This is a genomic window from Paracidovorax wautersii (assembly GCF_900113035.1).
Classification (GTDB): Bacteria; Pseudomonadota; Gammaproteobacteria; order Burkholderiales; family Burkholderiaceae_C; genus Paracidovorax; species Paracidovorax wautersii.
In genome coordinates this window covers 130,403-151,035 of record NZ_FONX01000011.1, presented here as the reverse complement: position 1 = coordinate 151,035, position 20,633 = coordinate 130,403, and the positions used below count along the sequence as shown (strand labels likewise).

The 20,633-nt window shown below is 69.4% G+C and carries 19 protein-coding genes; 3 read left to right on the top strand and 16 right to left on the bottom strand.

Features of this window, described 5'->3' with window-relative positions; genetic code table 11:
- Nucleotides 1-341: 341 nt before the first annotated feature.
- From BM070_RS16270 to hemN, 4 genes are all read right to left on the bottom strand, one after another.
- The gene (locus BM070_RS16270) at nucleotides 342-2,819 is read right to left on the bottom strand and encodes a sensor domain-containing protein (protein WP_092940413.1); all 2,478 of its coding nucleotides are present in this window, start codon (nucleotides 2,817-2,819) and stop codon (nucleotides 342-344) included.
- A gap of 5 nt (nucleotides 2,820-2,824) precedes the next feature.
- On the bottom strand, nucleotides 2,825-4,150 hold the full coding sequence (locus BM070_RS16265) for a cyclic di-GMP phosphodiesterase (protein ID WP_353615608.1): 1,326 nt from the start codon (nucleotides 4,148-4,150) through the stop codon (nucleotides 2,825-2,827).
- Nucleotides 4,151-4,283: 133 nt separating this feature from the next.
- Nucleotides 4,284-5,021 carry a sulfite exporter TauE/SafE family protein gene (locus BM070_RS16260; RefSeq protein ID WP_092940386.1) on the bottom strand — a complete coding sequence of 246 codons (738 nt, stop codon included), beginning with the start codon at nucleotides 5,019-5,021 and terminating at the stop codon, nucleotides 4,284-4,286.
- A 13-nt stretch (nucleotides 5,022-5,034) separates the two neighbouring features.
- Nucleotides 5,035-6,417 (bottom strand): oxygen-independent coproporphyrinogen III oxidase, encoded by a 1,383-nt coding sequence (gene hemN / locus BM070_RS16255; protein WP_092940385.1) that lies wholly within the window; start codon nucleotides 6,415-6,417, stop codon nucleotides 5,035-5,037.
- Between the two features lie 212 nt (nucleotides 6,418-6,629).
- Here hemN and fnr point away from each other — a divergent pair, with 212 nt between their 5' ends.
- A complete protein-coding gene (gene fnr, locus BM070_RS16250; RefSeq protein ID WP_092940384.1) occupies nucleotides 6,630-7,355 on the top strand; it encodes a fumarate/nitrate reduction transcriptional regulator Fnr in 726 nt (241 codons plus the stop codon).
- A 59-nt stretch (nucleotides 7,356-7,414) separates the two neighbouring features.
- Here the strand turns inward: fnr and BM070_RS16245 are convergent, their stop codons facing one another.
- The 9 genes from BM070_RS16245 to BM070_RS16205 form a co-directional block, all read right to left on the bottom strand.
- On the bottom strand, nucleotides 7,415-7,702 hold the full coding sequence (locus BM070_RS16245) for a hypothetical protein (protein ID WP_092940412.1): 288 nt from the start codon (nucleotides 7,700-7,702) through the stop codon (nucleotides 7,415-7,417).
- 31 nt (nucleotides 7,703-7,733) lie between these two features.
- The gene (locus BM070_RS16240) at nucleotides 7,734-8,018 is read right to left on the bottom strand and encodes a FixH family protein (RefSeq protein WP_092940383.1); all 285 of its coding nucleotides are present in this window, start codon (nucleotides 8,016-8,018) and stop codon (nucleotides 7,734-7,736) included.
- A 67-nt stretch (nucleotides 8,019-8,085) separates the two neighbouring features.
- Nucleotides 8,086-9,516 carry a cytochrome c oxidase accessory protein CcoG gene (gene ccoG / locus BM070_RS16235; RefSeq protein ID WP_092940382.1) on the bottom strand — a complete coding sequence of 477 codons (1,431 nt, stop codon included), beginning with the start codon at nucleotides 9,514-9,516 and terminating at the stop codon, nucleotides 8,086-8,088.
- A 141-nt stretch (nucleotides 9,517-9,657) separates the two neighbouring features.
- Complete coding sequence (gene ccoP / locus BM070_RS16230) at nucleotides 9,658-10,578, bottom strand: cytochrome-c oxidase, cbb3-type subunit III (RefSeq protein ID WP_092940381.1); 921 nt, start codon at nucleotides 10,576-10,578, stop codon at nucleotides 9,658-9,660.
- A 75-nt stretch (nucleotides 10,579-10,653) separates the two neighbouring features.
- Nucleotides 10,654-10,791 carry a cbb3-type cytochrome oxidase subunit 3 gene (locus tag BM070_RS16225; RefSeq protein ID WP_092940380.1) on the bottom strand — a complete coding sequence of 46 codons (138 nt, stop codon included), beginning with the start codon at nucleotides 10,789-10,791 and terminating at the stop codon, nucleotides 10,654-10,656.
- A gap of 38 nt (nucleotides 10,792-10,829) precedes the next feature.
- A complete protein-coding gene (gene ccoO / locus BM070_RS16220; protein ID WP_092940379.1) occupies nucleotides 10,830-11,462 on the bottom strand; it encodes a cytochrome-c oxidase, cbb3-type subunit II in 633 nt (210 codons plus the stop codon).
- A gap of 18 nt (nucleotides 11,463-11,480) precedes the next feature.
- Nucleotides 11,481-12,920: a cytochrome-c oxidase, cbb3-type subunit I gene (gene ccoN / locus BM070_RS16215; protein WP_092940378.1), complete on the bottom strand. Its 1,440-nt coding sequence runs from the start codon at nucleotides 12,918-12,920 to the stop codon at nucleotides 11,481-11,483.
- A gap of 212 nt (nucleotides 12,921-13,132) precedes the next feature.
- Nucleotides 13,133-13,276 (bottom strand): cbb3-type cytochrome oxidase assembly protein CcoS, encoded by a 144-nt coding sequence (gene ccoS, locus BM070_RS16210; RefSeq protein ID WP_092940377.1) that lies wholly within the window; start codon nucleotides 13,274-13,276, stop codon nucleotides 13,133-13,135.
- Between the two features lies 1 nt (nucleotide 13,277).
- Nucleotides 13,278-15,650, bottom strand: coding sequence for a heavy metal translocating P-type ATPase (locus BM070_RS16205; RefSeq protein ID WP_092940376.1), 2,373 nt, complete (start codon nucleotides 15,648-15,650; stop codon nucleotides 13,278-13,280).
- A 126-nt stretch (nucleotides 15,651-15,776) separates the two neighbouring features.
- Between BM070_RS16205 and BM070_RS16200 the strand changes: the two genes are divergently transcribed.
- A complete protein-coding gene (locus BM070_RS16200; protein WP_092940375.1) occupies nucleotides 15,777-16,220 on the top strand; it encodes a universal stress protein in 444 nt (147 codons plus the stop codon).
- Nucleotides 16,221-16,228: 8 nt separating this feature from the next.
- On the opposite strand, the gene BM070_RS16195 is transcribed toward BM070_RS16200, so the two are convergent.
- Genes BM070_RS16195 through BM070_RS16185 form a run of 3 tightly spaced genes read right to left on the bottom strand, consistent with a single transcriptional unit; the run spans nucleotide 16,229 to nucleotide 19,447 of the window.
- Nucleotides 16,229-16,828: a GAF domain-containing protein gene (locus BM070_RS16195; protein WP_245785254.1), complete on the bottom strand. Its 600-nt coding sequence runs from the start codon at nucleotides 16,826-16,828 to the stop codon at nucleotides 16,229-16,231.
- Nucleotides 16,825-18,180 (bottom strand): MFS transporter, encoded by a 1,356-nt coding sequence (locus BM070_RS16190; RefSeq protein ID WP_092940374.1) that lies wholly within the window; start codon nucleotides 18,178-18,180, stop codon nucleotides 16,825-16,827. The genes BM070_RS16195 and BM070_RS16190 overlap by 4 nt, the downstream gene beginning before the upstream one ends.
- Nucleotides 18,181-18,217: 37 nt before the next feature.
- Entirely contained in the window at nucleotides 18,218-19,447 is a 1,230-nt protein-coding gene (locus BM070_RS16185; protein WP_092940373.1) for a metal-dependent hydrolase family protein, read from the bottom strand.
- Between the two features lie 226 nt (nucleotides 19,448-19,673).
- Here BM070_RS16185 and BM070_RS16180 point away from each other — a divergent pair, with 226 nt between their 5' ends.
- Nucleotides 19,674-20,624, top strand: a complete 951-nt coding sequence (locus BM070_RS16180) for a LysR substrate-binding domain-containing protein (RefSeq protein WP_092940372.1) — start codon at nucleotides 19,674-19,676, stop codon at nucleotides 20,622-20,624.
- Nucleotides 20,625-20,633 lie beyond the last annotated feature (9 nt).

The window sequence follows — 20,633 nt, the reverse complement described above, 5'->3', positions numbered from 1 at the left end:
CGCGCATGCGGCGGGCGCGCGCCTTATCGCGCCAATCGCGCGGGCATGCAAGCCGCAGCGCTTCGCCAACACAAGCCGGTGGGTTTTGCGCCGCGGGCCCGCCGCGGCAGGCCTACAATCGAGGCGTCTGCGGTGCTGCTGGGCTTTATATTTCCTTGAACCAATGCTCCCTGAGCAAGGGCTTGGTACATTGCCCGGTGAGCGTGATCATCTCGCGTCAGATGAACCCAACGCCTGGCTGCCCTCGCCCCCCTGAACCCCCGGTTCAGGATGACGGCTCGGTGGCATTCGCAGACACCTTATTCCCCCGCCACCCCACCCGCTGAACCTGCTTTCAGAGTTCAGCCGGGTGCCGATGTCGCTTTCGACGGTCCCGCCAGCGCAGGCGCGGGCGTCCAGGCGCCCCCCTTCAGGCCCGCGAGCCAGGTGCGCATCTCGGTCGCCGGCAGGCCCGGCGCGCAGAGAAACCCCTGGAAGTACTCGCAGCCCATGCGCTCGAGCGCTGCGCGCTGCTCCAGCGTCTCCACCCCTTCGGCGATCACCTCGATGTGCAGCGCGCGCCCCATGCTGATGATGGCGGCGACGATGCCGCAGTCGCCCTCGTCGTCCGGCAGGCCGCGCACGAACGACTGGTCGATCTTGAGCTTGTGGATGGTGAGCTTCTTCAGATAGGCCAGGCTCGAATAGCCGGTGCCGAAGTCGTCGATGGACAGGCCCGCGCCGAGCTGCGCCAGCGCGCTCACGCGCTGCTCCATCTCGCGGGCGTCCTGCAGCAGGATGGTCTCGGTCAGCTCCAGCTCCAGCAGCGTGGCCGGCAGGCCGTGCCGCTCCAGCAGCATGGTCAGCCGCTCGACGAAATCCGGCTGGCGGAATTCGAGCGCCGACACGTTCACGGCCATGACCAGCGGCGTGCCGGCCCGCATCCAGCGCGCGGCTTCTTCGATGGCGCGTTCGAGCACCCAGGCGCCCAGCGTGACGATGAAGCCCGACTCCTCGGCCAGCGGAATGAACACACCCGGCGAGACCGGCCCGAACTCGGGGCTGGTCCAGCGCACCAGCGCCTCGGCGCCGACGATGCGGCCGGTGGCCATGCAGACCTGCGGCTGGTAGTGCACCGCCATCTCGCCCAGGCCCAGGGCCTGGCGCATGCCGTGTTCCATCTGCATGCGCGAGAGCAGGTTGGCGTTCATCTGCGGCTGGTAGAAGCCGTAGCTGCCGCGCCCCCGCTCCTTGACGCGGTACATGGCGGTGTCGGCCTGCTTGATGAGTTCGTCCAGCGTGGTGCCGTCCTGCGGGTAGAGCGCCACGCCGATGCTGCACTGGATGGAGAACGCCATGCCGTCGAGCACGAAGGAGCGCAGCATGTCGTCGAGGATGCGGCGCGCCACGCTCTGGGCGATCGTGGCCTCGCTGGCATGCAGGTAGATGACGAATTCGTCGCCGCCCAGCCGGCAGAGCATGTCGGTCGCGCGCAGGCTGGACTGCAGCCGCTCGGCCACCAGCTTGAGCACGCGGTCGCCGAAGGGATGGCCCAGCGAGTCGTTGATGATCTTGAAGCGATCCAGGTCGAGGAACAGGACCGCGAAGCGCGTGTCCGGCTGCTGCTCGGCCACGGCGATGGCGGACTGCACCCGGCGCGCCAGCAGCAGCCGGTTGGGCAGGCCGGTCAGCACGTCGCTGAAGGCCAGCTGCTCGATGCGCTTTTGCGCGGCGCGCTCGGAGGTGAGGTCGCGCATGAAGCCGATGCTCTGCATGATCGCGCCGGCATCGTCGCGCAGCGCCACCCAGGAGAGGTGCACCGCGCAGGGCTCCCCCTGGCTGCGCAGCAGTTCCAGGTCGCCCTCCCAGAAGCCCTCCAGCTCCCAGCCGGCCTGCACCTGCCGCATCAGCGCGGCGCCATCGTCCTCGCTGCGGAACAGGGCCTGCGCGGGCAGCTCCAGGCGCAGCCGGGGGCCCACGCCCACCAGCCGCTCGCAGCCCGGGTTCATGCGGACGATGCGGTGCTGGTGGTCGGCGATGAAGATCGCGTCCAGGCTCGATTCGAAGACGCCCGCCGCCAGGCGCAGGCCGGCCTGCGTCTCGGACTGGCGCGTGATGTCGCGGAACGAGAAGACGCGCCCCGTCGGCCGGCCGTGCACGCGCTGCGGCACCGAACGGCGCTCCATCAGCAGGCCGCTGCGCAGGCGGATCACGTCGCTGGTTTCCTCCAGCGGCTGCCGGGCGATGGCCGCCAGCCGCGCGCGGTAGGCCGGCACGTCGGAGACCTGGGACTCGAGGTGGGCGTGGACCGCATCGTCGTCGCGCTGCAGGAGCAGCTCGCGCGGCAGGTTCCAGAGCAGCGCCAGCCGCTGGTTGAAGGCGCGCACCCGGCCCTGCAGGTCGCACACCATGATGCCGTCGGCCGCGGAATCGAGCGTGGCGCGCAGTTCGGCCAGCAGGGTTTCCAGCTCGTGCTCGGCCGCGGTTTCGCGGGAGCGGTTCACCATGGTCAGCAGCAGCAGCCGCTCGCCCGAAGGCAGGTTGACGGCCACGGCGCGCCGGTCCACCGGCAGCAGCCGCCCGTCGCGGTGCAGCACGCAGGTGCGCGAATCCAGGCCTTCCAGGATGGCCTCGGCCGGCTGGCTCCAGAAGATCTGGTCCTCGGGCGTGGCCGCGAGCTGCAGCACGGACTGGCCCACCATGCCTGCCACCGGCAGGCCCGTCAGCTCCGCCGCAGCCTGGTTGGCATGCAACACGCGCTGCGTGGCCGGGTCCACCAGCCATACGGCTTCGGCCAGGCCATCGGTGATGGCGAACCAGCCGCCCGTGGCGCGTGGCAGCCCTGTCACGGCGCGGCCTCGCCAGAGCTGGGTTCGGCCGCTCGCTCGAAGAAGTAGCAGATGCGCTGGCGCGGCGCGAGGTAGTCGAGGGCGTCGCGCGGCAGCTGCGAGGGCCTCAGGCTGCGGCGGATGCCGAGTTCGGGCACCGTTTCCAGGTCGAGCACCAGCGCCTCGTCCTTGGGCACGCGGGGGTCGTGCACCAGCACCCGGGGGCGCAGCGGGCGCGACGAATTGACCGACATGACGAGTGCGTAGCGGTCGTTCACCAGCTGCACCACCGAACCCGGGGGATAGACGCCCATCATGCGGATGAAGGCCCCCAGCACGATGGCGTCGAACCGCATCTTGTGCTGGGCGTAGATGACCGAGAGCGCCTCGTGCGGGGTCAGCGCCGTGGCGCCGTGCAAGGGGTTGCAGGCCCGGTCGTAATGGTTGACCAGGGCCACGATCTGGCCGGCGCGGCTCAGGTCCTCGGCATGCAGGCCCAGGGGGAAGCCGCTGCCGTCGGCCATCTCATGGTGCTGGGCGATGGCCACCTGCACGGGGCCGGGCAGCCCCATGCTGCGCACCGCATTGACCGATTCCGCGACGTGGCTCTGGTAGCGCTGGCAGTCGGGCGGCGAGAGCGGGCTGGCCGGCTCCGCCAGGTGCAGGGGCAGCACATGCTTGCCCACATCGTGGAGCAGGGCCGCCTTGCCGATGTCGAGCAGGCCGTCGCGAGCCACGCCCAGCGCGCGGCCCAGCAGCAGGGAAAGCACCATCACGTTGACCGCATGCATGGCGGGCTGCGCACCCACGCCTTGCGAGAGCAGCTGGATCGCCGAGTCGCCGTTGTCGAGCACTTCGGCCACGCTGCTGCCGACCAGGGAATCCGCCAGCGTCCGCGCCTCGCGCGGGTCGGACGGCAGCTTGGCCGTGAGCTGCTGGTAGCCGCGGGTGACTTCGGAAAAGCGCTGGTCGCAGCGATCCACGGCCACGCGCTGGGCGTTGACCAGGGCCAGGGCCGCGAGGCGCCGGGCGCGCAATGCGGAGATGCCGGTGAGCGGCGCCGCTGCCGCGCCGGCGGGCTGCGCCGATGGCGCCGGCGCGGGCTCGCCGGCCTGAGGCGGTGCGTCGTTCTGGAGCGCTGCCTGCGCGGCGGCGAGGTCGCTCTTGGCCGGAACGTAGCGGATCTGCGGCACGCCCAGCGAGCGCAGCTGCTGGATCTGCTCGGGGCTGGTCAGCTTGAAGCTGCTGGTCGGAAACGGATGGCGCAGCCAGCCCACATCGAGCTGGATGTACATACCGACCCGTAGCTGACGAATGTCGATGAGGACGCTGCTGTTGTTCACGAGATGGGGGCCGCGCAACGCGTCGCGTTGAAGGAGACCGCTGAATATATCGCCAGCTGGGAGCTATCGTTAACAATTGTGCCCTGCGTATCGCATGGCAACAACATCCGGCCTCAAGGCCGATAGCCGCGCCCTATGGAAGGCACCACAAACCGGGGGCGGAATGGCTCAGATCCAGCCACAGCGCCCAGGCCGCGACGCCGCACAGCAGCAGCCCGGCCAGACGCGTTCCCCAGCCGCCGCGAGCCCGGTCGAGCCGGCTGCGCAACCGGCCCCATGCCCAGGGCCCGGCCAGCAGCCACACGGTGCCGCCCAGGCCGAAGAGCGCCATGGTGGCCGCCCCGGCCGCCACGCTGCCCGAGAGCGCGGCCACGAGCAGGGCCGAGTAGAGCAGGCCGCAAGGCATGAGCGCCCAGGCGCTGCCCGCAGCCAGCGCCCCGCCCGGGCGCGCGATCACCGGGGCCACCTGGCGCCAGGCGCCCCGCCCTGCCCGCTCGATCCAGGCCGGCTGGCGCGCCTGCAGCATCATCAAGAGGCCCCAGGCCAGCACGGCGACGTGCAGCAGCGTCCAGGCAGGCTTGAGCGCGGAGGTCTGCTGGGTCAGCCAGGCGAGCCGGTCCATGGCCAGCGCTGCCAGCGCGCCGGCCGCCGCATAGCCCGCGATGCGCCCGGCATGGAAGAGCGCGGTGCGCGCGAGCGACGGGCGCTCCAGGCGACGCAGTACCTGTTCACCCGCAGGTGCCGCCACGGCCACATGGGCGGGCAAGGGCGAGCGGGTGATCGCGCCGCACGGGGCGGCGCACATGGCCAGGCAGTGCGGCCCGCCCAGAAGGCCCATGGCCAGGGCGGTCCAGGCGGTGGCGGCCAGCATGGCGGGGGGGCCGTCAGATGATGCGGGAGAACCGCGCGCGGTTGCGATCCACCTGCAGATGGCGGTCGAACACCATGGCCACGCCGCGCACGAAGAACCAGCCCATGGGCGTGACGGTGATGGCGTCGTCCGTCACCGTCGCCAGCCCCTGCTCCTGCAGGTCGTGCAGATGCTCGATCTCGGCAGAGAAGTACCGGCGGAAGTCGATCAGCCAGGACTGCTCCATGGGCTCGAACAACACCTCGCCCTGGCACATCAGCGCCATGATGACGGCGCGCCGCACCAGGTCGTCGCGGGTGAGGGCCAGGCCCCGCACCACGGGCAGCCGGCCCTGGTCGAGGAAGTCGTAGTACTCCTCCAGCGTCTTGGCGTTCTGGCTGTAGGTGGCGCCCACGCGGCCGATGGCCGATACGCCCAGGCCGATCAGGTCGCAGTCGGGCTGGGTGCTGTAGCCCTGGAAGTTGCGGTGCAGCCGGCCCTGCCGCTTGGCCACGGCCAGCGGGTCGTGCGGCAGCGCGAAATGGTCCATGCCCACATAGACATAGCCCGCCTCGCCGAAGGCCTGGAGCGAGCGCGAGAGCATCGACACCTTGGCCGAGGCTTGCGGCAGCTCGGCCGTGACGATGCGCCGCTGCGGCTTGAAGCGCTCGGGCAGGTGGGCGTAGGCGTAGAGCGCGATGCGGTCCGGCCGCAGCAGGGCGATCTGCTCCAGCGTGCGGTCGAAGGATTCGGGCGTCTGGCGCGGCAGGCCGTAGATCAGATCGACGTTGATCGACTCGAAGCCCAGGCGCCGCGCGGCCTCCACCAGGCCGAACACCTGGGCGGCCGGCTGCACGCGGTGGACGGCCTTCTGCACCTCGGGGTCGAAGTCCTGCACGCCGAAGCTCAGGCGGTTGAAGCCCAGCTCGGCCAGCAGGGCCAGGCGCTCCTCGGTCACGGTGCGCGGGTCCACCTCGATCGAGTATTCGCCGCCCGGCACCAGCGCGAAGCTGCGCCGCAGCATGGCCATGAGCTCGCGCAGCGCGGCATCGGACAGGAAGGTGGGGCTGCCGCCGCCCAGGTGCAGCTGGCTCACGGGCTGGCCCACGCCGCATTGCGCGGTGTGCAGGTCGATCTCGCGGCTCAGATAGCGCAGGTAGGTGGTGGCACGCTCGGGGTGGCGCGTGATGATCTTGTTGCACGCGCAGTAGTAACAGAGCGATTCGCAGAACGGAATGTGCACATAAAGGGAGAGCGGCAGGGCCATGGAGGCCGTTCCGGCGCGCCGCTGCTGCAACGCGAGGACATACTCGTCCTGCCCGAACGCTTCGACGAACCGGTCTGCCGTCGGATAGGAGGTGTAGCGTGGCCCTGGCACGTCGAAGCGACGCAATAGCTCGGGAGTGACAGCATTCATGAAGGGATTCCTTGGGGTCCGGCTCCGGACTCTGCCGCAGCGCCCCTCGGCCGTCCTTGATATGCATCAAGCGATGTCTGCAAGCGGGCTGACACAATCGGCAGAGACATCAATGAATTGAAACCTCTTGTGCGATATGGACCCTGCGCCATGCCGCACGATCGTCGCCGGTTCGCCCGATGCGACGCAGCCACCACAGGAGCTCCGTGCATATGAATCCGCAAACCATCAAAGTGGCCTGCTCCAACTGCAACCTGCGCGAACTGTGCATGCCCATGGGCCTGAACGAACAGCAGCTGCAGCGGATCGACGAGATCGTCGCCGTGCGCCGCAAGGTCAAGCGCGGGGGCACGCTGTTCCGCAATGGCGAGACGTTCACGTCGCTCTTCGCGATCCGCACCGGCTTCTTCAAGACCTGCGTGGCCACCGAGGACGGCCGCGACCAGGTGACGGGCTTCCAGATGGCCGGCGAGATCATCGGCCTGGACGGCATCGTGAACGACCACCACAGCTGCGACGCGGTGGCGCTGGAGGATGCCGAGGTCTGCGTCATGCCCTTCGACCGCATCGAGGAGCTTTCGCGCGAGGTCACGGCGCTGCAGAACCACGTCCACAAGATCATGAGCCGTGAGATCGTGCGCGAGCACGGCGTGATGCTGCTGCTGGGCAGCATGCGCGCCGAGGAGCGGCTGGCGGCCTTTTTGCTGAACCTGGTGCAGCGGCTGCATGCGCGCGGCTTCTCGCAGTCCGAGCTGGTGCTGCGCATGACGCGCGAGGAGATCGGCAGCTACCTGGGCCTGAAGCTCGAGACCGTGAGCCGCACCTTCTCGAAGTTCGTCGAGGAAGGCATCGTCGAGGTGAAGCAGCGCCACGTGCGCATCCTCGACACCGAGGCGCTCAAGCGCATCGTCAACAGCCAGAGCCAGGCCTGCCACTGAGGCTGAACCGCGCCTGGCACCGCCCGGCAGCTCGCTGCGCGGGCGGCGCGCCGGCCCCGCTAGCGCGGGTATTTCGCGCAGTCGGCGGGTCGCTCGCATTCCGGCACCGGACAACGGTTGATCTCGAAGGGCGAGAGCGACAGCAAGGTGGTAAGCGCGCCGGACAGCATGATGATGGCCCAGAACACGAAGAAGGCCAGGGTATAGACCCCTTCGCGCGAGAGCGCGAGCGGCTGGTCCGCCCAGTGCAGCGCCTGCGGATCGACGCAGGCGAAGACGACCATTTCCATCACGCCCGCCATCAGAAAGGCGGGCCAGGCGATCCACATCAGGCGCTGTTTCAGCATGGTGTCGTGCTCCTCGGGGCGGGGGGCCGGCTCAGGGCCGGTCCTGCGCGGGCGTGGCCGCATGGTTGCGGCCCTTGAGGGCCGGCGCCATGGCGGCGGCGTCGTGGCGCAGCGTCTTGTTGATGTCGAGCCCGCGCTGGTAGTAGTCCTCGGCCAGCACCGGATCGGGCCGGCTCACGGCCAGCCAGAGCGTGATGAAGCCGGCCACCACCACGATGGCGGGCCCGGCGATGATGAGCCACACATGGCCGTAGCGCCACCAGGGCTGGGGCACGGGGCCGGCGGGCTGCGCGGCCGATGGAACGACGGGGGTCATGCTCACACTCCTTCGCGGCGCACGGCCGCTTCACCAAGAACCGTAGAAAACCCGGGCGCCGCTGCCATCAGCGCGGCACCAGGAACACCGACTTTTCGGACACCTGCGCTGCCGCTCCCTGGGCGCGCACCTCGAAGTACACCGGGTGCGAACCCGGCTCGGCCGAGCCGTAGGGCACCTGCAGCCGCACGGCCACCCAGCGCGCCTCGGCCGGGCCCACCTCCACCTCGGGCTCGGAGGCGACCTCCAGCCCCGCCAGGCCGCGCGCGCCGATGCGGTAGCGCTGCGGCCCTTCGGTGGCGTTCATGATCTGCAGGCGATAGACGTTCTCCAGACGGCCGCCCGCCACGATGCGCGAGAGCGCCGCGCGGTCGCGCACCACGTCCACCTTCAGCGGCGTGCGCACCACCAGGCTGGCCAGCATGCCGATGCACAGCAGCACCAGCACCGCGCCGTAGATCAGCACGCGCGGGCGCAGCACGCGGCGCAGCATCTGCGGCTGGCTCCAGCGCTGCTCCACGCCGTTCTGGGTGGAAAAGCGGATCAGGCCCGGCGCATAGCGCATCTTGTCCATCACGTTGTTGCAGGCGTCCACGCACAGGCCGCAGCCGATGCACTCGTACTGCAGGCCGTTGCGGATGTCGATGCCCACCGGGCAGACCTGCACGCACAGGGTGCAGTCGATGCAGTCGCCCAGCCCCTGCGCGCGCGGGTCGGCCACCGACTTGTTGCGCGGGCCGCGCGGCTCGCCGCGGGCCTGGTCGTAGGTCACGATCAGCGTGTCGCTGTCGAACATGGCGCTCTGGAAGCGCGCATAGGGGCACATGTACTTGCACACCTGCTCGCGCATGAAGCCGGCGTTGCCGTAGGTGGCGAGGCCGTAGAACGCCACCCAGAAGATCTGCCACGAGCCCTGCAGCGCCAGCAGCTCCGCGCCCAGCAGGCGGATGGGCACGAAGTAGCCCACGAAGCTGAAGCCCGTCCAGCCCGCGATGGCGATCCACAGCAGCTGCTTGGCGCTCTTCTTGGCGATCTTCTCGGCCGTCCAGCCGCCGCGGTCCAGCCGCAGGCGGGCGCTGCGGTCGCCCTCCACGCGGTGCTCGATCCACATGAAGATCTCGGTATAGACCGTCTGCGGGCAGGCGAAGCCGCACCACAGCCGCCCCGCCACCGCGGTGAAGAGGAACAGCGACAGCGCCGAGATGACGAGCAGGCCGGTGAGGTAGATGAAGTCCTGCGGATAGAGCACCAGCCCGAACAGGTAGAAGCGGCGCGCGCCCAGGTCGAACAGCACCATCTGGCGCTCGCCCCACTGCAGCCACGGCAGGCCGTAGAACACCAGCTGCGTGAGCACGACCATGAGCCAGCGCCAGCGCGCGAACACGCCGCTGATCGCACGCGGGTAGATCTTCTGCTGCGCCTCGTAGAGCGACTGGCTTTCTGCGGGGACGGGCGTGATCGGGATGACCTTGGCCGGGGGGCCTTCGGCGGGCTTCATGGTGGGGGCCTGTGGCGGGGCCCGGATGGGTTCCGGGTCTTGTGGTGAGGGGAAGAAGTCATTCGGTGCAGCCGGCGCCGGGGCGCCGGCTCAGGACGTGGGCACGGGGGGCAGGCGTGCGCCACGTTCTTCGGGGCCCGCTCAGCGCACGGCGGCGCCGGGCTTGCCGTTCGACAGGCCCCAGACATAGGCCGTCAGCACGTTGATCTGGCTGTCGGTCAGCTTGCCGGCCTGCGCGGGCATCTGGTTGGTCTTGCCGTTGTTGATCATCGCGGTGATGGCGGCCTCGCCCCAGCCGTGCAGCCAGATGTCGTCGGTGAGGTTGGGCGCGCCCAGGGCGGTGTTGCCCTTGCCATCCATGCCGTGGCAGGCGGCGCAGGCCGTGAACTTGGACTTGCCCAGCGACGCGCGCAGCGAATCGTGCGGGCTGCCCGAGAGGCTCAGCACGTACTGCGCGAGGTTGCGCACGTCTTCGGGCGAGCCCACGGCGGCGGCCATGGGCGGCATCACGCCGATGCGGCCATCGTGGATAGTCTGGTGGATCTGCTCGGGCGCGCCGCCATGCAGCCAGTCGCCATCGGTCAGGTTGGGAAAGCCCTTGCTGCCGCGCGCGTCGGAGCCGTGGCATTGCGCGCAGTTGTTGAGGAAGAGGCGTTCGCCGATGGCCATGGCCTGCGGGTCGCGCGCCATCTCTTCGGGCTTCATCTGCGCGAAGCGGGCGTAGAGCGGCTGCAGCTCGGCATCGGCCTTGGCCATCTCGGCCTCGTACTCGCCGCGCTGCGTCCAGCCCAGGCGGCCGGCGAAGGCGCCCAGGCCCGGATAGGCCACCAGGTAGGCCACGCCGAAGACCATGGTGATGATGAACAGCCACATCCACCAGCGCGGCAGCGGGTTGTTCATCTCGCGCAGGTCCTCGTCCCAGACGTGGCCGGTGGTGTTGTCGGCCGTGGCCTCCACCTTCTTGCGCGAGGTGATCCACAGCAGCAGGGCGCAGGCCAGGATGCCGGCCAGCGTGACCCCGGCCACATAGAGGGACCAGAAATGGTTGGTGAAATCGCTCATGGGTTCTCTCGTTTCTTGTGCGTGCGGCCGCCCGGTCGGTCCGTGGGACCGGCGGCGAGGCCGGCAGTGAGTCCGTCAGTCCTGCACGAAGGGCAGCTGCGCCGCCTCCTCGAAGCGGGCCTGGTTGCGGCGCAGGAACGCCCAGACCCAGATGCCCAGAAAGCACGCCAGCGATGCCAGCGTGGCCACGATGCGCATGGTGGTGATGTCCATAGCAGACTCCTTGGTTGCGGTGTGCGGCGCAGGCTTGCCTACTTGAGCGCGCGGCCCATGACCTGCAGGTAGGCGATGAGTGCGTCCAGCTCGGTCTTGCCCTTGACCTCGTCGGCGCCGCCGGCGATCTCGGCATCGGTGTAGGGCACGCCCACGATGCGCAGCGCCTTCATGCGCGGTGCGACCACGGTGGGATCGACCTGGGTCTTCTCCAGCCACGGGTAGGCGGGCATGTTCGATTCGGGCACCACGTCGCGCGGGTTGTTCAGGTGGATGCGGTGCCACTCGTCGCTGTACTTGCCGCCCACGCGCTGCAGGTCGGGGCCGGTGCGCTTGCTGCCCCACTGGAAGGGGTGGTCATAGACGAATTCGCCCGCCACGGAGTAGTGGCCGTAGCGCAGCGTCTCGGCGCGGAAGGGGCGGATCATCTGCGAGTGGCAGTTGTAGCAACCCTCGCGCAGATAGATGTCGCGGCCGATCAGCTGCACCGCCGTATAGGGCTTGACGCCGTCCACGGCCTCGGTGGTGGACTTCTGGAAGAAGAGCGGCACGATCTCGACCAGGCCGCCCACGGCCACGACGAGCAGGATCAGCACGATCATCAGGAAGTTGCTGGTCTCCACCTTTTCATGGGTGAAGCCGGCGGATGCGGTGCGGGGGGTATCAGACATTCAATCGCTCCTTCAAGCTCAGGCGTGGGCCGGCTGGACCATGGGGATGGCCACCTTGACCGAACGCCCGCCGACGGCCGTCATCCATACGTTCCAGGCCATCACGGCCATGCCGCCCAGGTACATCAGGCCGCCCACGAAGCGGATCACGTAGAACGGATAGGTCGCCTTCACGCCTTCGACGAAGGTGTAGGTGAGCGTGCCGTCCGGGTTGATGGCGCGCCACATCAGGCCCTGCATGACGCCGGCGATCCACATGGCGGCGATGTAGAGCACGATGCCCACGGTGGCCATCCAGAAGTGCAGCTCGATGGCGGGCACCGAATGCATCTTGTCCTTGCCGAAGAGGCGCGGAATCAGGTAGTAGAGCGAGCCCATGGTGATGAGGCCGACCCAGCCTAAAGCGCCGGAATGCACGTGGCCGATGGTCCAGTCGGTGTAGTGGCTCAGCGCGTTGACGGTCTTGATGGACATCATCGGACCCTCGAACGTGGACATGCCGTAGAACGACAGCGACACGATCAGGAAGCGCAGGATGGGGTCGGTGCGCAGCTTGTGCCAGGCGCCCGAGAGGGTCATGATCCCGTTGATCATCCCGCCCCAGCTGGGGGCCAGCAGGATCAGCGAGAACACCATGCCCACCGATTGCGTCCAGTCCGGCAGCGCCGTGTAGTGCAGATGGTGGGGGCCGGCCCACATGTAGGTGAAGATCAGCGCCCAGAAGTGCACGATGGACAGGCGATAGCTGTACACCGGGCGGCCGGCCTGCTTGGGGATGAAGTAATACATCATCCCCAGGAAGCCCGTGGTGAGGTAGAAGCCCACGGCGTTATGGCCGTACCACCACTGCACCATCGCGTCCTGCACGCCGGCATAGGCCGAATAGCTCTTCATCCAGCCCGCAGGCACGGCCGCGCTGTTGACGATGTGCAGCAGCGCCACGGCGATGATGAAGGCGCCGAAGAACCAGTTGGCCACGTAGATGTGGCGCACGCGCCGCTTGCCCACCGTGCCGAAGAACACGATGGCGTAGGAGACCCACACCACCGCGATCAGGATGTCGATGGGCCACTCCAGCTCGGCGTATTCCTTGCCGGAGGTGTAGCCCAGCGGCAGGCTGATGGCCGCGGCCAGGATGACCAGCTGCCAGCCCCAGAACGTGAACTTGGCCAGCGGCCCGGCGAAGAGCCGCGTCTGGCAGGTGCGCTGCACCACGTAGTAGCTGGTGGCGAACAGGCCGCAGCCGCCGAAGGCGAAGATCACCGCATTGGTATGCAGCGGCCGCAGGCGGCCGTAGCTGAGCCAGGGAATGCCGAAGTTGAGTTCGGGCCAGGCCAGCTGCGCGGCGATGACCACGCCCACCAGCATGCCGACCACGCCCCACACCACCGCCATGATCGAGAACTGCCGCACGACCGAATCGTCGTAATGCGCAGCACGGGTTTGAGAAGAATCCATCGGGCACCTCTTGTATTGCGGGGCCAGTGTGTTGCAGGTGCCGCCCCGGCCCGTTGACGCACATCAACCGGGTTTCAGAAGGTTTCCAGGAAGGTGCGCCGCATCACTGAGTGCCGCGCGCGCGGCTGTGCACGCCGAACGGACGCACCGATTCCTGCGCGGGCCGCAGCGCCCCCACAGCGTTGCCGGCACGCCCGGAGCGCTCCGTGCGCTCAGCGCGTCTCGTCGTCGAGGATGCGCTCGCCCTCTTGCTCCACGTTCTCGAACTGGCCGCGGTCCACGGCCCACCACAGGCCCGCGAGCACGGCCAGCACCAGCACCACCGAGAGAGGGATCAGCAGGTAGAGGATGTCCATGTCACACCGCCTCCAGCACGGCAGCGGGTGCGGCGGGCGTTGCAGCGGCCTGTGCAGTGGCCGGCGCCTCGCCCGGCCAGCGCGCCAGGCGTGCGGCGTTCATCACCACCAGCAGCGAGCTGGCCGCCATGCCCAGCCCCGCGAGCCAGGCCGGCATCCAGCCGGCCACGGCCAGCGGCACGCACAGCGCGTTGTAGGCCGCGGCCCAGGCCAGGTTCTGGCGCACCACGCGCATCGTGCGGCGCGCCAGCAGCAGGGCCTGCGGCACGCGCACGAGCCGCTCGCCCAGCACCGCGAAATCCGATTGCGCCTGCGCCAGCGGCACGGCGCGCCCGAAGGCGAACGAGACATGCGCGCCCGCCAGCACCGGCCCGTCGTTGAGGCCGTCGCCCACCATCGCCACGTACCGGCCCTGCGCCTGCAGCGCCTGCAGCCGCTGCCACTTGTCCTGCGGTGCGCAATCGCCCGCCGCATCCACGATGCCCGCGAGCGCGGCCACGCGCTGCGCGGCGGCATCGCGGTCGCCCGAGAGCAGCAGCACCTGCACGCCCGCTTCGCGCAGCTGCGCGATGGCTGCGGCGGCATCGGGCCGCAGGGCCTCGCTGAGCGCGAAGCGCGCCAGGCACTGCGGCACGCCCTGCCCGCTCTGGCGCGACAGCACCACCACCGGCCCGGCGTCTTCGCCCGGCACGGGCGCCACGCCGGCGAAGCGCGCCGAACCCAGCCACAGCACGGCGCCATCGGCCGCCCGCGCCTGCAGGCCGCGGCCGGGCAGCTCCTGCACATCGGCCAGCTCCGGCGCCGCGCCGCCGGATGCTGCAGCCCCCGCCGCCTGCACGATGGCCTGCGAGGCCGGATGCAGCGAATGCCGCGCCAGCGCCGCCGCCAGGGCCAGCGCGCCGGCCGCGTCCAAGCCGCTGCCGGGCGCGGGCCGCACGGCATCCAGGCCCAGCCCGCCTTCGGTCAGCGTGCCGGTCTTGTCGAAGACGATGGTGTCCACGCCGGCCAGCGCTTCCAGCCCCTGCAGGTTGCGCACCAGCACGCCCTGGCGCGCCAGCGTGCCGGCGGCCGTGAGCATGGCCACGGGCGTGGCCAGCGACAGCGCGCACGGGCAGGTGACGATGAGCACGGCCACCGCCACCATCAGCGCATGGCCCGGGTCCGTGGGCCACCACCAGGCGGCAGCCAGGCCCGCGGCCAGCAGCACGGCCACGAGGAACGGCCGGGCGATGCGGTCGGCCAGCTGGGCCAGGCGGGGCTTTTGCAGCGCTGCGCTTTCCATCAGCGCCACGATCTCGCCGAAGCGCGTCTGCGGGCCCAGGCGCTCGATCAGCACGTCCACGGCGGCCAGCAGGTTGTGGCTGCCCGCCGCCACGGCGCTGCCCTCGGCCCGCAGCACAGGCGTGGATTCGCCCGTCAGCAGCGCCTCGTCGGCCTGCGTGCTGCCGCGCACGATGCGGCCATCGCCCGGAAAGGCCTCGCCGGGCAGCACGCGCACGGTGTCGCCCACGGCCAGGCGGCGCGCGGCGATGCGCGTGAAGCCGCCGTCGGCGCCGCGCCGCAGCACGCTGTCGGGCAGGCGGTTCATCACCGACTCCAGCGCGCCGGCGGTGCGGCTGCGCAGGCGCAGCTCCAGCCACCGGCCGGTGAGCAGGAAGAAGACGAACATGGTGAGGGAGTCGTAGTACACCTCGTGCCCGAACGGGCCCGCCGCATCGAAGGTGCCGGCCGTGCTGACCGCGAAGCTGATGGCGATGCCCAGCGCCACCGGCAGATCCATGCTGATGCGGCCGTGGCGCACGTCGCGCAGCGCGCTGGAGAAGAACGGCCCGCAGGCGAACAGCATCACCGGCAGGCTGATGACCCACGAGGCCCAGCGCAGCAGCTGCTCCATCTCGGGCGTGAGATCGCCCGGCATGGCGTGGTAGGCGGGCCACGCATACATCATCACCTGCATCATGCAAAAGCCCGCCACCAGCCAGCGCCACAGGGCGCGGCGCTGCTCGCGCTGGCGCTGCTCGCGCGCGAAGGCGTCGAGCGCCGGCACCGCCCGGTAGCCGGCGCGCATCACCGCGCCCATCCACTGCGAAGGCCGCACCTGCCCGGCCTGCCAGACCACGCGGGCGCGCTGGGCGGCGGCGCTCACATCGGCCTGGGCCACGCCGGGCACGCTGCGCAGCGCCGCCTCGATGGCGAGCGCGCAGGCCGCGCAGTGCATGCCTTCGAGCACGACGTGCGATTCCCAGCAGGCATCCTCTGGCACGCCCACGGGCCGGCTGAAGGCCTGCCACTCCTGCGGATCGTCGATCAGGGCGGCGGCCTCCGGGGCCTGGGCGGGTTCCGGCGGCGCGGCGCGAGGTGGAGACGACAGCATGCCGCCAAGGCTAGGCGCCCTGCCCCGCCCGCGCATTGACCTGCATCAAGCCCGGGGGCCACGGTCCTTCGTAAGCTGCAGGCTCGGGCCCGGCACATAGCCGCGGCCCATCCAAGGAGGCATTCCATGTACCAACGCATCCTGATCGCCACCGACGGCTCCCCGCTTTCGGACAAGGCCATCGAACACGGGCTGGGCCTGGCCGCGCTGTGCGGCGCCACCGTGGTGGCCCTGCATGTCGTGCCGCGCTACCCGCGCAGCTATTTCGAGGGCGGCCTGTCGATCGACAACGCCGAGATCAAGCGCATCGAGGCGCAATGGGCCGCTGCCGCCAAGGCGATGGTCGAGGGCGTCAAGGCCCTGGGGCGCGCCCGCGACGTGACGGTCAAGCCCGTGGTCAGCAAGTCCGACCTGGTCGCGGAAACGGTGATCGCCGCAGCCGCCAAGCACCATTGCGACCTGATCGTCATGGCCTCGCGCGGACGCAAGAGCCTGCAGCGCCTGCTGCTGGGCAGCGAGACGCAGTACGTGCTGACGCACTCGAAGATTCCGGTGCTGGTGCTGCGCTGAACCCGTTCTCAGACCTGGTCGAGATCCGCGCGCGGGATCGCCGCGGCCTCGCGCTGCGTGATCCGCAGCTCCTCGACGAAGATCGGCGCGCAAAGGCCCGCGATGATTTCGCCCAGGGCATGGTCGGCATGCCGGTACGCCTGCGCATGGCTCAGGAGATTGAGGGAGCCGACCACCCGCCCCTCATACCGCACCGGCAGATTGAAGGCGGAGCACAGCCCGCGATCGATCAGCATCTGCGCTTCGGAGAACACCGTGCGCACGTCGCCCGCATCGTGCGCAACGTAGATCCGGCCCTGCTCCAGCACGTGGCGCGACCAGGGTCCGTTGCCCGTGGATTTATAGCCTCCGAGCGGGCTGATCGCGCCGTCGGAGGTGTAGAGCCGCCGCATGATCTGGCGCTCGTGCAGATACGACAGCGCGGTGAACAGGCGGTGGCCGAAGGCCTGCTCCAGCAGGGCCGAAATGGCCGCCCACTGCGCGGGCCGGTCGGCGGCCAGGGCCAGGCGGCGGGCATGCCCGGCCAGGGCGGACAAGGCCGGCAAGGCCTGCTCCGCCGCGGGCGCGGCGCCACCTTCCGGGGCGTGCGGAGCTTCGTGGCCCGTCATGCGTTGATGTCCTCGAGCGACACGCCGCGGGTGTTCTTGCCGAACAGCAGGATGCCCAGGCCGCCCACCAGCAGGATCGACGTCATCATCACGAACACCCCGGCGAAGCCGAGCACCGGGTAGGCGACGCCCACGATGGTCGGCGAGGCGATCGAGCCGATGCGCGCGAACGCCGATGCCGCGCCCATGCCGGTGGCCCGGATGGAGGTGGGATAGATCTCGGCGGTATAGGTGTACTGCCCGGCGATGACGCCGTTCATGCCGAACGACAGCAGCATGCTCAGCGCGATGATCTGCGTCTCGTTCTGGGCCAGCGCCAGCCCCAGCGCCGCGAGGCAGGACACCAGCATGTACGCCAGGATCGTATATTTGCGGCCGAAGCGGTCGTTGAAATAGGCCGCGGAGTAGTAGCCCGGGATCTGGGCCAAGTAGATCAGGATCGTGAACGAAAAGCTCTTCGTGATGGTGAAGCCCTTGGCGACCAGCAGGCTCGGGATCCACACCAGGAAGGCGTAGTAGCAGAACAGCACGGTGATCCACAGCAGCCAGATCAGCGCCGTGGTGCCCCGGTAGGCGGGCGAGAAGAGCGCCGCCAGCTTGCCCCAGACGCCCTGCTCTGCGGCCACGGTGCTGGCCGCCTTGCGGCTGGCCACCGGCTGCGGCAGCGGCCGGCCGAGGTGCCTCTCGACTTCGCTTTCGATGGCGCTGCAGGTCTGGCCCGCCTCCTGCGTGCGTCCCGTCATCTCGAGCCAGCGCGGCGACTCGAAGAGCGACTTGCGCCACCACAGCAGCAGCAGCACGGGGACCGACGCGATGATCATGATCCAGCGCCAGCCGTCGTCGCTCAGCGGCACGATGAAGTAGCCCAGCAGCGCCGACAGCACGAAGCCGAAGGAGAAGAAGCCCGCCAGAGCGCCGGTGAAGCGGCCCCGGTAGCGGCTGCTGACGAATTCGGCCAGGTAGGGCGCGATGATGGCGCCCTCCGCACCCATGCCCACGCCGGCGATCATGCGCAAGATGTAGAACTCGTGGAAGTTGCTGGCGAAGGCGTTGCAGAAGGTGGCCACGCAGAACAGCAGCAGCGCCCACATCATGACCTTCTTGCGGCCGAAGCGGTCGCCGATGATGCCCGAGAGCAAGGCCCCGACCAGAAAGCCGACATAGGTGCTGCTGGCGATCCAGCCCACCTCGCCGCCGCTCAGGCCCCACTGCGCGCGCAGCGACGGGATGATGAAGGCGATGATGCCGGCATCCAGCGCCTCGAACGCCAGGCCCAGCCCCCCGATCATCAGCAACTTGAAATGAAAGCGGCTGAAAGGCAGCCGCTCCAGACGTTCCGACACTGTGTACATGGTGGAGATTCCGAATGGGTGGAGGGGAGCCGGCGGATCAATCGGCGTGCTTGTGGATGTCGCCGCGCACCAGGATCAACTTGATGGATTCCGCACGGGTCAGCAACGCGATGTCGTCGAGCGGATTGCCATCGACGAGCAACAGGTCTGCGTAGGCGCCTTCGCTCACCTCGCCCAGCAGCCCCTGCTGATTCAGGATCTCGGCGCCGATCAGCGTCGCCTGCTGGATCACCTTGGCGGTGCCCAGCACCTGGCTGCGCAGCAGCAGTTCGCCGGCCTGCATGCCATGCGTTTCGCCCAGCAGATCGCTGCCGAAGCCCATGCGCACGCCGGCCTGGTCGAGCACCCGCAGCGCCTGCTGGCCGTGCGTGCGCACGTCGGCGATCTTCTTGACCGATGCGGCCGGCAGGCCGTAGCGCTCGCCCTCGTTGGCCAGGCCCTCGTAGGTGATGAGCGTGGGCACCATGAAGGCGCCGCGCTCGGCCATCAGGTCGGCCGTGGCGGCATCGACCAGGTTGCCGTGCTCGATGGTGCGCACGCCGCATCGCACGGCGCGGGCGATGGCGCGCGGCGTGTAGGCATGGGCCATCACGTAGGTGTTGGCGTTGTCGGCCTCTTCGACGATGGCGCGCAGCTCGGCCTCGGAATAGCCCAGGTTGCCGATCGGATCGTTGGGCGAGGCCACGCCACCCGAGGCCATGACCTTGATCTGCGTCGCGCCCTTGAGGATCTCCTCGCGCACCGCGAGGCGGCAGGCATCGACGCCATCGACCACGCGGCCGATGTTGCCCAGCTTGTAGGCGCACGAGCACACGTCCAGGTCGTCGCTGCGCTGGCGGAAGTCCGCATGGCCGCCCGTCTGCGACAGCGCCTTGCCCGAGGGGAAGATGCGCGGGCCCTGCACCAGCCCCGTGCGCACCGCCTCGGCCAGCGACCAGTCGGCGCCGCCCGCGTCGCGCACCGTGGTGAAGCCACGGTCCAGCATGCCTTTCATGATGGGCAGCGAACGCATCATGGTGAACACGTTGGGCAGCTTCGCCACCGCGCCCAGGTTGAAGGACGAGGCCACGACGTGGACGTGGCAGTCGATCATGCCGGGCATCAGCGTCATGCCCTTCGCATCGATCCGGCGCGTGCCTTCGGGCACCTGCAGGCCCGTGCCCACGGCGGCGATGCGGCCGTCCTGCACATGGACGGAGAGCCCGGGGCGCAGCACGAGGGCATGCACGTCCAGCACTTGGCAGTTGTCGATCAGCAAGGAGGTCATCGGAGGGCTTTCGGATAAGGCAGGTTCGAAAATACTCATGACTCAGGCAAAGCACCCCCGGGCGCCTCACCCCAGGGCATGGCGTCACGGGCATGGTGCAGCGCAGCATTTCCCAGAGAGGAAATGCCTTGATTCACCTGTCACGGGATGCATTTAACGGGCCAAATGCGGCCCTGGGCAACGGCCTAAAATCTCACCCACCCATGACCAGGACTCATACCCCGCCATGCGACGCCTGTGCCCGACCATCTCGGAACTGAACGCCTTCCACTCCGCGGCCAAGCACCAGGCCTTCACCATGGCCGCGCGCGAGCTGTGCGTGACGCAGAGCGCCATCAGCCGCCACATCGCATCGCTGGAGGACTACCTGGGCCAGAAGCTATTCATCCGCAAGGCGAGCGGGCTGGAGCTGACCGATGCGGGCGCCACCTACCTCAACGCCACGCGCCCGGCCATGGCCGCGCTGGAATCGGCCACCGCGCAACTCATGTCCTATGGGGGCGATGGCGGCGCGCTCAACTTCTCGGTGCCGCCCACCTTCGCGGCGCAGTGGCTGTTCCCACGGCTGGGCCACTTCAAGCGCACGCTGCCGCAGGTGTCGCTCAACTTCGTGCGCTACCAGCACGCGCACGACTTCGCGGTGCCGCACGAATTCGACGCCGCCATCCAGTACGGCTACGGCAACTGGCCCAGCGCCAATGCCCGCTACCTGATCGGCAAGGAAACCAGCATCGTCTGCAGTCCGCAGCTGCGCGATGCGCTGCCCCTGCGCACCAAGGCCGACCTGCAGCAGGCCACGCTGCTGCAGCACATCGAGGTGCCGCTGGCCTGGCACGACTGGATGGCCGCCAACGGCTGCGACACCAGCGGCAGCCGCTTCGGGCCGGGCTTCAACCTGTATTCGCTCATCATCCGCGCGGCGGTGTCGGGCTTCGGCGTGGGCATCGTGCCCACCTGCCTGGTGGAGGACGAACTGCAGGCCGGCTCGCTGGTGGAGCCGCTCGGCCAGCGCTTCGAGAGCCCGCTGGGCTACTACCTCTGCGCACCCACGGCCCGCACCAACCTGTCGGTCTACCGGCTGGTGGCCGCATGGCTGGAGCACTGCTGCAGCCACGCTCCGGCGGCGCCTGCCGCTGCCGGTTGCATCTTCTGCACCGGCGAGCCGAAGACCGCCTGAGGCACCACG

Bases quoted from the DNA above. Each gene is read 5' to 3' on its own strand.
- BM070_RS16205 (WP_092940376.1), bottom strand. From the start codon at position 15,650: ATGCTGTCGTCTCCACCTCGCGCCGCGCCGCCGGAACCCGCCCAGGCC.
- BM070_RS16190 (WP_092940374.1), bottom strand. From the start codon at position 18,180: ATGTACACAGTGTCGGAACGTCTGGAGCGGCTGCCTTTCAGCCGCTTT.
- BM070_RS16240 (WP_092940383.1), bottom strand. From the start codon at position 8,018: ATGACCCCCGTCGTTCCATCGGCCGCGCAGCCCGCCGGCCCCGTGCCC.
- BM070_RS16195 (WP_245785254.1), bottom strand. From the start codon at position 16,828: ATGACGGGCCACGAAGCTCCGCACGCCCCGGAAGGTGGCGCCGCGCCC.
- BM070_RS16200 (WP_092940375.1), top strand. From the start codon at position 15,777: ATGTACCAACGCATCCTGATCGCCACCGACGGCTCCCCGCTTTCGGAC.
- ccoG (WP_092940382.1), bottom strand. From the start codon at position 9,516: ATGAAGCCCGCCGAAGGCCCCCCGGCCAAGGTCATCCCGATCACGCCC.
- BM070_RS16225 (WP_092940380.1), bottom strand. From the start codon at position 10,791: ATGGACATCACCACCATGCGCATCGTGGCCACGCTGGCATCGCTGGCG.
- BM070_RS16245 (WP_092940412.1), bottom strand. From the start codon at position 7,702: ATGCTGAAACAGCGCCTGATGTGGATCGCCTGGCCCGCCTTTCTGATG.
- BM070_RS16185 (WP_092940373.1), bottom strand. From the start codon at position 19,447: ATGACCTCCTTGCTGATCGACAACTGCCAAGTGCTGGACGTGCATGCC.
- BM070_RS16260 (WP_092940386.1), bottom strand. From the start codon at position 5,021: ATGCTGGCCGCCACCGCCTGGACCGCCCTGGCCATGGGCCTTCTGGGC.
- ccoO (WP_092940379.1), bottom strand. From the start codon at position 11,462: ATGTCTGATACCCCCCGCACCGCATCCGCCGGCTTCACCCATGAAAAG.
- fnr (WP_092940384.1), top strand. From the start codon at position 6,630: ATGAATCCGCAAACCATCAAAGTGGCCTGCTCCAACTGCAACCTGCGC.
- ccoN (WP_092940378.1), bottom strand. From the start codon at position 12,920: ATGGATTCTTCTCAAACCCGTGCTGCGCATTACGACGATTCGGTCGTG.
- hemN (WP_092940385.1), bottom strand. From the start codon at position 6,417: ATGAATGCTGTCACTCCCGAGCTATTGCGTCGCTTCGACGTGCCAGGG.
- ccoS (WP_092940377.1), bottom strand. From the start codon at position 13,276: ATGGACATCCTCTACCTGCTGATCCCTCTCTCGGTGGTGCTGGTGCTG.
- ccoP (WP_092940381.1), bottom strand. From the start codon at position 10,578: ATGAGCGATTTCACCAACCATTTCTGGTCCCTCTATGTGGCCGGGGTC.
- BM070_RS16180 (WP_092940372.1), top strand. From the start codon at position 19,674: ATGCGACGCCTGTGCCCGACCATCTCGGAACTGAACGCCTTCCACTCC.